Origin of the sequence: Bacillus sp. SIMBA_008 (genome assembly GCF_046535495.1) — a bacterium.
GTDB lineage: Bacteria > Bacillota > Bacilli > Bacillales > Bacillaceae > Bacillus > Bacillus subtilis.
The window spans coordinates 1-265 of sequence record NZ_JAWRWL010000612.1; the positions used below are offsets into that span (position 1 = coordinate 1).

Consider the following 265-nt stretch of genomic DNA (forward strand, 5'->3'; position numbering starts at 1 on the left):
TTTTTATTCGGAAACAGAAGTCATTCCGTTTGAAAATGCAGCAGGTCGTATTATAGCTGATTTCGTTATGGTTTATCCGCCAGGGATTCCAATCTTTACTCCGGGAGAAATTATTACACAAGATAACTTAGCGTATATTCGGAAAAACTTAGAAGCGGGTTTACCTGTACAAGGTCCTGAAGATATGACATTACAAGCATTACGTGTGATTAAAGAATACAAGCCTATCAGTTGATAGGCTTTTCTTTCACCATTTTTCCCTTTT

The 265-nt window shown here is 37.0% G+C and carries 1 protein-coding gene; it reads left to right on the forward strand.

Annotation, left to right across the window (positions count from 1 at the left end; all coding sequences use genetic code 11):
- The coding region (locus SB658_RS24640; protein ID WP_486308218.1) for an Orn/Lys/Arg family decarboxylase at positions 1–235 on the forward strand (235 nt) is incomplete at its 5' end.
- Positions 236–265 lie beyond the last annotated feature (30 nt).